This window comes from Pseudocitrobacter corydidari (assembly GCF_021172065.1).
Classification (GTDB): domain Bacteria; phylum Pseudomonadota; class Gammaproteobacteria; order Enterobacterales; family Enterobacteriaceae; genus Pseudocitrobacter; species Pseudocitrobacter corydidari.
The window spans coordinates 210,678-222,031 of record NZ_CP087880.1 but is presented as its reverse complement, the minus strand read 5'-3'; the positions used below and the strand labels follow the sequence as shown (position 1 = coordinate 222,031).

General features: G+C 54.6%; 13 protein-coding genes. 5 read left to right on the top strand and 8 right to left on the bottom strand.

All coding sequences use genetic code 11. The features are described from left to right. Positions 1-53 precede the first annotated feature (53 nt). Positions 54-113 (bottom strand): protein YpfM, encoded by a 60-nt coding sequence (gene ypfM, locus G163CM_RS00960; protein ID WP_001386977.1) that lies wholly within the window; start codon positions 111-113, stop codon positions 54-56. 469 nt (positions 114-582) lie between these two features. Here ypfM and G163CM_RS00955 point away from each other — a divergent pair, with 469 nt between their 5' ends. The 3 genes from G163CM_RS00955 (at position 583) to G163CM_RS00945 (ending at position 2,417) form a co-directional block, all read left to right on the top strand. Beyond that, entirely contained in the window at positions 583-957 is a 375-nt protein-coding gene (locus G163CM_RS00955) for an ArsC family reductase (protein WP_231826543.1), read from the top strand. 104 nt (positions 958-1,061) lie between these two features. Beyond that, positions 1,062-2,189: a succinyl-diaminopimelate desuccinylase gene (gene dapE, locus G163CM_RS00950; protein ID WP_015963473.1), complete on the top strand. Its 1,128-nt coding sequence runs from the start codon at positions 1,062-1,064 to the stop codon at positions 2,187-2,189. 24 nt (positions 2,190-2,213) lie between these two features. Continuing rightward, positions 2,214-2,417 (top strand): YpfN family protein, encoded by a 204-nt coding sequence (locus G163CM_RS00945; RefSeq protein WP_015963472.1) that lies wholly within the window; start codon positions 2,214-2,216, stop codon positions 2,415-2,417. A 34-nt stretch (positions 2,418-2,451) separates the two neighbouring features. On the opposite strand, the gene ypfH is transcribed toward G163CM_RS00945, so the two are convergent. The 6 genes from ypfH to dapA all read right to left on the bottom strand — a co-directional run bounded on the left by ypfH (position 2,452) and on the right by dapA (position 8,992). Next, the gene (gene ypfH / locus G163CM_RS00940) at positions 2,452-3,150 is read right to left on the bottom strand and encodes an esterase (protein WP_231826542.1); all 699 of its coding nucleotides are present in this window, start codon (positions 3,148-3,150) and stop codon (positions 2,452-2,454) included. Positions 3,151-3,224: 74 nt separating this feature from the next. Continuing rightward, positions 3,225-5,234: a tRNA(Met) cytidine acetyltransferase TmcA gene (locus G163CM_RS00935; protein ID WP_231828306.1), complete on the bottom strand. Its 2,010-nt coding sequence runs from the start codon at positions 5,232-5,234 to the stop codon at positions 3,225-3,227. Between the two features lie 8 nt (positions 5,235-5,242). Continuing rightward, positions 5,243-6,112 carry a KPN_02809 family neutral zinc metallopeptidase gene (gene ypfJ / locus G163CM_RS00930; RefSeq protein WP_231826541.1) on the bottom strand — a complete coding sequence of 290 codons (870 nt, stop codon included), beginning with the start codon at positions 6,110-6,112 and terminating at the stop codon, positions 5,243-5,245. Positions 6,113-6,240: 128 nt separating this feature from the next. Continuing rightward, complete coding sequence (gene purC / locus G163CM_RS00925) at positions 6,241-6,954, bottom strand: phosphoribosylaminoimidazolesuccinocarboxamide synthase (RefSeq protein WP_015963468.1); 714 nt, start codon at positions 6,952-6,954, stop codon at positions 6,241-6,243. 108 nt (positions 6,955-7,062) lie between these two features. After that, positions 7,063-8,097 carry an outer membrane protein assembly factor BamC gene (gene bamC, locus G163CM_RS00920; protein WP_231826540.1) on the bottom strand — a complete coding sequence of 345 codons (1,035 nt, stop codon included), beginning with the start codon at positions 8,095-8,097 and terminating at the stop codon, positions 7,063-7,065. A 16-nt stretch (positions 8,098-8,113) separates the two neighbouring features. Further along, complete coding sequence (gene dapA / locus G163CM_RS00915; RefSeq protein ID WP_015963466.1) at positions 8,114-8,992, bottom strand: 4-hydroxy-tetrahydrodipicolinate synthase; 879 nt, start codon at positions 8,990-8,992, stop codon at positions 8,114-8,116. A 155-nt stretch (positions 8,993-9,147) separates the two neighbouring features. Here dapA and G163CM_RS00910 point away from each other — a divergent pair, with 155 nt between their 5' ends. Next, positions 9,148-9,720, top strand: a complete 573-nt coding sequence (locus tag G163CM_RS00910) for a glycine cleavage system transcriptional repressor (protein WP_015963465.1) — start codon at positions 9,148-9,150, stop codon at positions 9,718-9,720. After that, entirely contained in the window at positions 9,720-10,190 is a 471-nt protein-coding gene (bcp, locus tag G163CM_RS00905) for a thioredoxin-dependent thiol peroxidase (RefSeq protein ID WP_231826539.1), read from the top strand. The genes G163CM_RS00910 and bcp overlap by 1 nt, the downstream gene beginning before the upstream one ends. 36 nt (positions 10,191-10,226) lie before the next feature. Here the strand turns inward: bcp and G163CM_RS00900 are convergent, their stop codons facing one another. Beyond that, a complete protein-coding gene (locus tag G163CM_RS00900) occupies positions 10,227-11,291 on the bottom strand; it encodes an AI-2E family transporter (RefSeq protein ID WP_015963463.1) in 1,065 nt (354 codons plus the stop codon). Positions 11,292-11,354 lie beyond the last annotated feature (63 nt).

Here is an 11,354-nt window from a genome sequence, read left to right as displayed (position 1 = left end):
CCGTACATATAATGAGAAGAAGAACAGCGCGCCCTTAACTCACAATACTGGAATCATTTACGAAGCATAACTTCGATAAAATCTTTCCAGTTCCCCAGTTCACGTTCAATCATAACAGCCTCTCTTATTATTATGCTTATCTTACGTGGAATTTTATGGCCTGTGAAGATCGTTTACCCTATTGCTATGATTGTTGCCTCCAGGACTGCTTTCACTTCTTGCGGTAACTATGGGCCCGCTGAATATAAAATTATGTGATGCACAGCAACATTTTGAAATAGTTTATCCGCACCGCATTTAATGGAGAAAAACAGACGTCAGAAGCTGTTATAACGGCCATAGTGGTAGAGCCGGGGCGTGATTCCCCCTCGCCAGCAGCCTGCATTTTTGCGCTAATCTTTCCAGCCAATAACTTACCTTTCCTGCTTTCGGCAGAAATAGTATGCATCTCCAGTGAAATTTTATTCATCAGCCTTTGGAAATCACGCTGAATTAATTGATAATACGGATTGCTAAGATTATTCCGTGTATATTTGTTCTCTCATTAAACCTGCTAATCGATAAAAATAAGGACGCCAATACATGATCACCCTGTATGGAATAAAAAATTGTGACACCATAAAAAAAACCCGTCGCTGGCTGGATGAACACCAGGTGGAGTATCGCTTCCATGATTATCGCGCCGATGGATTAACGGCAGAATTATTAGCCACCTTTATAAATGAACTGGGTTGGGAAGCGCTGCTCAATACGCGCGGCACCACCTGGCGTAAGCTGGATGAGTCCGTTCGCGCCGGTGTCGATAACGCAAATAGCGCGGCGGCGCTGATGCTCGAAATGCCAGCAATCATCAAACGCCCATTGCTCTGCGCGCCCGCACAGCCTATGCTGCTGGGTTTTAGTGATGAACGTTACAGCCAGTGGCTTGCCGACATCGCCCCGGCAGCCGGTCAATAAACCGCCTGTCAGCAACAGCACACTCGGTGCGAAGCACGCAAACTGACTTCGTACCGATGAAGAAAACAAGCAAACATCAGCAGTTAATCAATGAGGTGTAGTCTATGTCTTGCCCGGTCATTGAGCTGGCTCAGCAGCTTATTCGCCGCCCTTCCCTTAGCCCCGATGATGCGGGCTGCCAGGCGCTAATGATTGAACGCCTGCGCGCAGCGGGTTTTACCATTGAACACATGGATTTTGGCGATACGCAGAATTTCTGGGCGTGGCGCGGTCAGGGAGAGACGCTGGCTTTTGCCGGTCATACAGATGTCGTACCTTCCGGCGATGCCGATCGCTGGATCAACCCGCCCTTCGAACCAACCATCCGCGACGGCATGCTGTTTGGCCGCGGTGCGGCAGATATGAAAGGTTCACTGGCCGCCATGGTGGTCGCCGCCGAACGTTTTGTCGCGCAGAACCCAAATCATCAGGGGCGACTGGCGTTTCTGATCACCTCCGATGAAGAAGCCAGCGCCACAAATGGCACGGTGAAAGTCGTTGATGCATTAATGGCGCGTAATGAGCGTCTCGATTACTGCCTGGTGGGTGAACCGTCGAGCACCGAAGTGGTGGGCGACGTGGTGAAAAATGGCCGTCGCGGCTCGATGACCTGTAACCTGACGATCCACGGCGTTCAGGGCCATGTGGCCTATCCGCATCTGGCCGATAACCCGGTTCACCGCGCTGCGCCGTGGCTCAATGAGCTGGTGGCGGTTGAGTGGGATCAGGGTAACGAATTCTTCCCACCGACCAGCATGCAGGTGGCGAACATTCAGGCCGGTACCGGCAGCAACAACGTGATTCCGGGCGATCTGTTCGTGCAGTTTAACTTCCGTTTCAGTACCGAACTGACGGATGAAATGATTAAGGAGCGCGTGATTGCGCTGCTGGAAAAACATCAGCTACGCTACAGCGTTGAGTGGTGGATTTCCGGGCAGCCGTTCCTGACCGAACGCGGTAAACTGGTCGATGCGGTGGTCAACGCCATTGCGCACTATAATGAAATTAAACCGCAACTGTTGACGACGGGCGGCACATCGGATGGTCGATTTATTGCCAGAATGGGCGCACAGGTGGTGGAACTGGGTCCAGTCAACGCCACCATTCATAAAATCAATGAATGTGTGAACGCTGCCGATTTGCAACTGCTGGCGCGGATGTATCAGCGCATTATGGAACAGCTTGTCGCCTGACAACACATTTAAGAGGTAACGCACATGGACTGGCTGTCAAAATACTGGTGGGTTCTGGTACTGGTGTTTCTGGTTGGCGTGATGATCAACGTGATTAAAGATCTCAACCGCGTCGATCACAAAAAATTCCTCGCCAATAAGCCGGATCTTCCTCCCCATCGCGATAACAACGCGAAGTGGGACGAAGACGACGATTGGCCGAAGCACGATCAGTCGAAAAAACCGTAATAACAAACGGGCCGGAAATCCGGCCCGTTTTGTTTTAAAGCATCTCAATGAGATCGTCATTCTTCGGCGTACTGCCGCTTAACGCTTCATCGAAGTAATGTTTCGGAATGGTGTAGCGCAGATGATCGAGTGCGAACTGCATACTGTGTTCGTCAATCGCATGCCCCAGATCCTCTACGATATCCAGCGTGACATCTCCGCCTGCTGCCAGTAAGGCTTCCTGACCCGCCACCGCGTGCGCAAGGTCGATAACCCGGTCTTCACCACCGTGAATCAAATGCACAGTCGTCGTTGTCGATGCGGTTTCAGGCAGCGTCGCATAACGGCCATTAAAGGCAATAACACGGGACGCCAGATTGGGTTCCGCTTTGACGCTCTCAAGCGACATAATCGCACCTTGCGAGAAACCAATTAACGCGGTTGCCAGCGGACCAACGCCGCTCTGTTTTTGCCAGTAGCGTACGGTTTCGATAAAGGTGGGCATAATCGCATCAACGCGCGCCTGGCGATTCTCTTCGGTCACGCCCTGCACAGAGAACCACTGACGCGCCGGAGCCGGGCCACAAGGCTCTGCGCCACCAATGCTCACAACGAGCGCATCAGGAAACAGCGGTGCGAACCAACTGCCAATTTGCCCCATTGCCACCGGGTTATCGCCCACGCCATGGAACAACAGCAGCAACTGTTGCGCGGGTTTAGCGGGGCTTTGAACGACAAAATGATCGTGTTTCATGGCTATCTCCTTTGTTACCGCTCAGTTTACGCTGGCCGAAAAGAATGACCATGCCATTTAACTGAATGAGATAGTTAAAAAAATTGCACCTGCTTTAAGCGTTCGCGCAGCTTTTCGGCACGTTCAGGATTAAGGTCAAACATCGCCTGGGCGGCCTCTTCACGCAGACGTATAAGCAGTGCTTTACGCCCATGAAGACCCAGCGTTGCGCAGAGTTTAGCTTCATCTTCCTGCGCTAATCTGCCGCGTAGCGCCGTCAATGCTAACGGGCTGAGAGAAGCCAACAGGTGCAGATTACCCAGCGTAGCCAGCAACGGACGATGGGCGAAGGCAAAGCCCGCCAGATCCCACCACGCTTCATCATTAAGCATAGCCTCCGGCCCCTGCGGCAGCGTCAATTTCTCATCGACCCACCCTTGCAGCCAGCGCCACTCCTGGCATAAACGTAAATGTTCATGCTGAGTCAGCTGTTTTCCGGTATCGGTGAGCGGGAACAGCGCCATCGCCGCGTAACAACCGCTGCTGGCTTCGCGCTGCGTGCCGATGCGCACCAGGGTAAAGCCACAGCGTTGCCAGAACTGCCAAAGCTCGTCGGTGTAACCAAAGCTAACGGAGAGATAATCGCAGCCCGAGGCGTGCTCACAGGCGCGGGCAATGAGCGCAGAACCAATACCCTCGCGCTGGCGCAAAGGGTGTACTGCCACGCGGCTAATGCGCCGACCGGTCAATGTCGCCGCCAGCGGGCTGCCGCCGTGCGCGGCGAGCGACTGCGCCACCAGGTTACCGCGCGGTCGACGAAACCCCGCCCATACCGCCTGACTTAATTCAGCGCTCAATCCGCCCTCATCCACCAGCCATAGCGCGCCCGCCAGGCCGTTCGGCGTGTCGGCTGCGATAAAATGTTGCCCCGGCGCATCCATCATCCGCCGGAGATCGAGCGGTGAGGTGCGATAGTGCGCACCGGAAAGGAGCTGATACATCGCCGTGGGGAGCTTAGGTTCCGACAGCCATTGCGCCTGTTCTAACGCCCTGAAACTTAACGGGCCGGACGGGGAAACGGTAAAGCTATCGTCAGCGAAAATCAGCAGATCATTCACCACCGCTTCCAGCGGGCAGCCCTGAGCCCAGCGAACGGGCGTGTTGAGCGTAAACTGGCGTAGCGCGGGGAAACGCGCGCAGAATTTCAGCAGGAATCCCCGTCCCGTGCCTTCATAGCCCTGAACGGTGGTGGTCAGTAAAAGATGTGGGAATCGAGAGGCGAGTTGTTCCAGCAGTGGTGCGGGAATAGCGGCGGCTTCATCCACCACCAGCCAGTCTGCGGTTTCAGCAGAAGCCAGCAGGGCGTCCGGCGCCATAAAGTGAAAACGCTCGCCGGCAAAAGCGGCAATGACGTCAGCAGATGCCCGCGTCGGCGCGGTAACGATAGCTCGCCCCTTCAGGCTGCGGATGTGCATCCCCGCCAGTGCCGATTTGCCACGCCCGCGCTCGGCGGTAATGGCGGTCACGCGCGCGGGATTACCCGCCAGCGCATTGAGGATAATGGCTTGCTCCGCATCCGGCTCACCGCTGGCGCGCAGCCAGTGTGGGCGCGAGGGAAAGTTGACCTCCGGGAATGCATCCCCTTCTCGCCACAGCAGTGCTTCCGGGCTTTTGCGCAATACATCGCAAAAATGGTGCACAAAGCGCGGCGTGGCAATCGCTTCTGGCGAGTCGCTCCAGCGCAGGGAATCGGCATCCGGCTGATGTGGCCACCGCGCCCATTCCGGCACCAGCAGCAACAGCCAGCTTCCGGCGCGTAAGGTTCCGGCAAGTGCGGCAAAAGCGGAAACGTCGAAACCCTGACGGGCATCAAAGACGGCGTGCTGAAACTCACGCCCCAGCAGCGTCACCAGCTTTGCTGGCGCGCAGTACGGTTCCGCTTGCGCATCGGGCCCCACCCACAGTACGTCTGACTGAGCGGCGTCACGAAAGGTTTGCGCCTGCTGCTGTGCCCAGTGTGGCTCGCCGCTGATAACCAACAAGCGGCGTACACCTTCCTGCGCCATGCGCGGCGCGAGGGTTAAAAGTTCATCCATGATTGCGATTCATTAACTTACAGCGTTTTGCCGAACGTATTGCACTGCGCCGGGTCACCGCTATCCAGACCACGTTTCAGCCAGGTATAACGCTGCTGTGATGTGCCGTGGGTGAAGCTATCCGGCACGACGCGCCCCTGGCCCTGCTGCTGGAGACGATCGTCGCCAATCGCTTGTGCCGCGTTCAGCGCTTCTTCCAGATCGCCCGGCTCCAGTACGCCCTGCTGCTGCATCGCATGGCCCCAAACGCCAGCGAAGCAGTCCGCCTGGAGTTCCATACGCACAGAGAGTTGATTGACTTGTGATTCGGACGCGTTCTGCTGCATCTGACGGACTTTTGGCTCGATACCCAGCAGTTTCTGCACGTGGTGCCCTACTTCATGCGCAATCACGTAGCCCTGAGCAAAGTCGCCATCCGCGCCCAGTTTCTCTTTCATATCATCGTAGAAAGAGAGATCGATATACACCGTGGTGTCCGCCGGGCAATAGAATGGGCCCATGACCGACTGGCCGGTGCCACAACCCGTACGCGTCGCACCGCGATACATCACCAGTTTCGGCACCTGATAGGTTTTACCCATTTTTTCAAACTGCTGGGCCCAGGTATCTTCGGTGGTCGCAAGTATCACCGAGGTGAATTTGGCGGCTTCGTCATCCTGAGGACTAACGGTTCGTTGTTGGGAGGATTGCTGCGATACAGGTTCTCCGGTCAGAAAGCCCGTGAGATCGACGCCGTAATAGCCCGCGACAACCACGACAATCAACAGAATGATGCCGCCTTTCCCGCTGGGAATACGAATGTTTCGCCCGCCGCCTGAAATCGGCGAACCGGAATCATTTCGTCTGTCTTCGACATTGTCGCTTTCGCGACGACCTTGCCAACGCATATCTACCTCGAACCTATCCTATTAATTATAGTTATGATCGTAGGCGGTTCAGACGAGGATTACCACAGGAAATAACGGGGAAATTCAGAGGGTGCGCGCACCCTCTGCGATGCAGTGGCTTAGGGGGCTCAGTCCAGGTTAACACCCAGACGACGGGCCACTTCTTCGTAAGCTTCAATCAGTCCGCCCAGGCTCTGGCGGAAACGGTCTTTATCCATTTTATCCATGGTTTGTTTATCCCACAGACGGCTACCGTCCGGTGAGAATTCGTCACCCAGTACGACTTCACCGTTGAACAGACCAAATTCCAGTTTGAAATCGACCAGGATCAGGCCCGCATCATCAAACATTTTTTTCAGAACATCGTTGGCTTTGAAGGTCAGTTCTTGCATACGTGCGAGGTTTTCTTTGCTCACCCAGCCAAAGGTTTCGCAGTAAGATTCATTGACCATCGGGTCATGCATCGCATCATTTTTCAGGAACAGGTCGAACAGCGGTGGATTCAGTTCGATGCCTTCTTCAATCCCTAAGCGTTTCACCAGCGAGCCTGCCGCACGGTTACGCACCACGCACTCTACCGGCACCATATCCAGTTTTTTCACCAGACATTCGGTGTCAGAGAGCAGACGTTCCATCTGAGTCGGGATACCCGCTTCTTCCAGTTTGGTCATAATGAAGTGGTTGAACTTGTTGTTCACCATGCCTTTACGATCGAACTGCTCGATGCGCGCACCGTCCCCTGCTGACGTATCGTTACGGAATTCGAGCACCAACAGATCCGGGTTTTCCGTACTGTAGACGGTTTTCGCTTTACCACGATACAACTCAGCTTGCTTTTGCATCTTTATTACTCCTGGTGAGATTTAACGATAAACTTGCCGCTTTTCTGCCGACGCACACGTTTGCGTATCATATCAGAAAAAAGGGCCGGATTGCTCCAGCCCTGAATATTACTTGCTAAACGCTGCCTGGAAGACGGCGACCAGCGCGTCGTTCTGAGACTGCGTCAGGGTATGACCTTTCGGGTCGATGAATTGCAGACTGCTGCGGTTGTCGAGATCGCCGACCTGCAGTTTGTAATCACCGGAGACCAGACCCGGATCGGTAGCGCCCAGTTCCTGCCAGCTGCTGTCAGACAGCGGCTTGTAGGTTACGTTGATGCTGCCCTGAGAACGGGTGCTGTCGGTCACTTTCATGCCCACTTTTTCCAGCACGCCCGGCAGACGTTGCCACACCTGGTTGAACGGACCACGCACCACCAGCATTGGCAGGCCAGTGTCATCCGCTGCGCTCTGCACGTCGAAGGTGGAACCCGCTGCGCTTTGTGAAGCATTCTGCGCGGCGGTCGCTTTCTGATCGAGACCTGCGGAAATGACGTTCAGCATCTCGGCGCTATAGCGTTGCAGCGATGCGGTATCAGCAACCGGTTTGCCCGCTTGTTCCAGGTTAACCAGTTTCACCACCACCGCCTGCTGATAACCCTGCGGTTTCACGGAGACTTGATAACGGCCACGGTACTGCTGATCTTCATCAAGACGGTTCCACTCAACCCAATCGGTGGTTAACGTTTGGGTGGCATCATCACGTTTATCGATGGTGTAGTTTTTACCCTGAAGGATGCTCACTACCTGCGGCCACAGGTTACCGCTACGGCCACTTTCGACCAGCAGCGTGGCGGTATCGCCCGTGAACTGCGTGCGCGCACCAGAAACCAGCGCCAGAGGCTGTGCCGGCGGACGGATGTCCAGGGCTTTACCTACTGCGCCGCTACCGTTAGCAACCGGAATGTTATAATCACCGCGTTGAACCGGCAGGATCATGCCAGCCGGCGCGTGAAGTTCACTTAACGGCGCGGCATCCAGATAGGATTCATCGCCGCTCACCTGGCGCTTATAACGCGAGTCGGAACTACACGCTGCAAGCAGCAGGACAAGTGAAACACCCGCAACCTTCGCCAGGCGCGACTTCTGTACTGAGTAAGCCATCAAATCTCCCTAAACTTTACAGCAAACCGGCGTGCTTCATTGCAGAGGCGACGATATCACGACCGTGGTCGGTGATAGGTGTCATCGGCAGACGCATCGTATCGGTTGCTACAAGTCCCAACTCCTTACACGCCCATTTAACCGGGATAGGATTGGGTTCGACAAATAATTTATTGTGCAGCGGCATCAGACGATTATTGATGACGCGCGCTTTCGCAAACTCGCCAGCGGCGGCCAGTTTACACATTTCTGCCATATCACGCGCAGCAACGTTTGCAGTGACGGAAATCACACCCTGACCGCCCAGCTGCATGAAGTCCAGACCCGTGGCATCATCACCGCTCAGCAGGATGAAATCGTCTGAAACCAGCTCTTTGATCTGGTGAACACGACTTAAGTTCCCTGTTGCTTCCTTGATTGCGATAATATTTTTTATTTCAGCCAGGCGACCCACGGTTTCTGGCAGCATATCGCAACCCGTACGAGACGGCACATTATACAGAATTTGCGGCAAGTCAGTATGTTCTGCGATCGCTTTAAAGTGCTGGAACAGACCTTCCTGAGTCGGACGGTTGTAGTAAGGGGTCACTGTCAGGCAGCCGACTACGCCGGTGTTGTTGAAGCGCTGGGTGAGGCTTATCGCCTCTGCGGTGGCGTTTGCCCCGGTGCCCGCGATAACCGGAATACGGCCATCGGCCAGCTCTACGGTCATCATCACGACATCGCCATGCTCGTCGTGGCCAAGCGTCGCCGATTCTCCTGTCGTCCCTACAGATACAATCGCCGAGGTCCCGTTGGCGACATGGTAATCAATCAGTTTTTTCAGGCTTGAACGGTCGACATTACCTTTCTCATCCATCGGCGTGACAAGCGCTACAATACTTCCCGTGAACATGGGGCCATCCTCTGTGCTGACGTGCGGACATGAGTCTCAATGGTACGTTTGGTACTGTAATAAAAGCAAGAGACTGAAGCCCCTCAGAATGTTGTATGCCGGTTTTTTTTATGCTTTCCTAGGGAATACCTCACCTTTTTGAAGGAAGCACCGGTTTGACAGCCACATTACAACACTATTTGGTCATTACAGCTCTGGGGGCCGATCGCCCTGGCATTGTCAATACCATTACGCGTCACGTCAGTAGCTGCGGCTGCAACATCGAGGACAGCAGGCTGGCTATGCTTGGTGATGAGTTCACCTTCATCATGCTGCTTTCCGGTAGCTGGAACGCGATCACCCTGATTGAGTCCACTTTGCCATTGAAAGGGGCCGAACTGGATCTGCTGATTGTGATGAAGCGCACCACCGCGCGACCGCGCCCGGCAATGCCTTCCACCGTGTGGGTGCAGGTTGAGGTGCCTGATTCTCCGCATATTATCGAACGCTTCACCGCGCTTATCGATTCATGGGAGATGAACATTGCCGAACTGGTTTCCCGAACCCAACCCGGCGATGAAAATGCGCAGCCACAGCTGTTTATTCAGATAACTGCACACAGCCCGGCTACGAAAAATGCATCAAATATTGAGCAAGCGTTTAAAGCCCTATGTACAGAATTGAATGCACAAGGCAGTATAAACGTCATAAATCATTCTCAGCATGACGAACAAGATGGAGTTGCCTAATGAACCCACTGAAAGCCGGTGACATCGCACCGAAATTTAGTTTGCCCGATCAAGACGGCGAGCAAGTAAATTTGACCGACTTCCAGGGACAACGCGTACTGGTCTATTTCTACCCGAAGGCCATGACGCCGGGCTGCACCGTGCAGGCCTGCGGTCTGCGCGATAATATGGATGAACTGAAAAAAGCGGGCGTGGAAGTGCTGGGCATCAGCACCGATAAGCCGGAAAAACTCTCCCGCTTTGCCGAAAAAGAGCTGCTGAACTTTACCCTGCTGTCCGATGAAGATCATCAGGTTTGCGAGCAGTTTGGCGTCTGGGGCGAGAAGTCCTTTATGGGTAAAACCTACGACGGCATCCATCGCATCAGCTTCCTGGTTGATGCCGATGGAAAAGTTGAGCACGTTTTCGATGATTTCAAAACCAGCAATCACCACGACGTGGTGCTGAACTGGCTTAAAGAGAGCGCTTGATGTAAAAAAGCCGACGTTTTAACGTCGGCTTTTTATTTACTCTTCGTCGGCCACTAAACCATCCGGCCAGGCATGGACTACCGCTTTAATCAGCGTCGCCAGCGGGATGGCGAAGAATACGCCCCAGAATCCCCACAGCCCGCCGAAAATCACCACCGACAGAATAATCACCAACGGATGCAGGTTCACGGCTTCAGAGAAAAGCACCGGCACCAGCAGGTTACCATCCAGCGCCTGAATAATTAGGTACACCGCAAACAGGCTCCAGAACTCGGTCCCAAGGCCAAACTGGAACAGCGCCACGCACACCACCGGAATGGTGACCACAAACGCGCCGATATAGGGAATCAGGACGGAGAACCCTACCAGCACCGCAAGCAGCAGCGAATAGTTGAGGCCGAACAGAATAAAGCCTATCCAGGTCGCCACGCCGACCACCACCATTTCTAATACCTTGCCACGGATATAGTTGGTGATTTGCTGGTTCATCTCTTTCCAGACTAACCCGGCCAGACCGCGATTACGCGGCAGCACGCGGCGCACGGCGTTCAGCATCTGCTCTTTATCCTTCACCAGGAAAAAGACCATTAACGGCACCAGCACCAGATAGACCGCCAGCGTCAGCAGCCCAACCAGCGAAGCCACCGAATATTTCACCACCGAGTCGCCCATGGTCTGCATGCGCGCGCGCATGTTTTCTGCCATCGCATCGATGATGCCCGCGTCCATCAGCGCCGGATAACGGCGCGGCAACGTGGCGGCAAAATCAGAGAGCTTATTCAGCATGCCGGGCATATCGCGAATCAGATAGATGCCCTGCTGCCAGGCGACCGGCATCACCACAAACGCCATCAGCAGCAGAATACCGACAAAGACGACCAGCACGGCGGTGGTGGCCCAGCGTCGCGACCAGCCGAGTTTCTCCAGGCGAATGGTGGGCCACTCCAGTAAATACGCGAGCACAATCGCCACCAGCAACGGCGCTAACAAGCCGCTAAAGAAAAACAGGATACCGAAACCGGCCACCAGAATAACCAGCAGCGCTATCGCTTCCGGGTCACTAAAACGGCGGCGGTACCACTGCATCAACATTTCGAGCATAAAGACTTCCCTGACGCACATTGGCGGATCACAGTGCCCGAATTGTATCTAAATGTCACAGAA